This is a genomic window from Streptomyces achromogenes subsp. achromogenes (assembly GCF_000720835.1).
In the GTDB taxonomy this organism is placed as follows: Bacteria; Actinomycetota; Actinomycetes; order Streptomycetales; family Streptomycetaceae; genus Streptomyces; species Streptomyces achromogenes.
In genome coordinates this window covers 1-309 of sequence record NZ_JODT01000130.1, presented here as the reverse complement: position 1 = coordinate 309, position 309 = coordinate 1, and the positions used below count along the sequence as shown (strand labels likewise).

At 72.5% G+C, this 309-nt stretch carries 1 protein-coding gene; it reads left to right on the top strand.

The features are described 5' to 3' along the window. A partial coding sequence (locus IH25_RS0137030) for a helix-turn-helix domain-containing protein (protein WP_030621576.1) occupies positions 1-309 on the top strand: 309 nt, incomplete at both ends.

Genomic DNA, 309 nt, shown 5'->3' with positions numbered 1-309 from the left:
CATGGCCTCCCGCCCCCTCACCGCGAAGGACCGCGCCGCCGTCAAGCGGCTGCACGCCAAGGGCATGTCCCGCAACGACATCGCCCGCGCCATCAAGCGCAGCCCCTCGACCGTCAGCAAGCTCGCCGCCGAGCTTGGCCTGTCGTTCGAGCGCGGGCACGAGGTCGAGGCCGCCACCCGCGCCCGCAAAGCCGACCTGTCCGCCCGCCGCGCCGCGTTCGCCGAACGGCTCCAGGACATCGCCGAGCGCGAGGCCGACAAGATGAGCGCGCCGACTCTCTACTGGGAGTGGGGCGGCAAGGATCACAC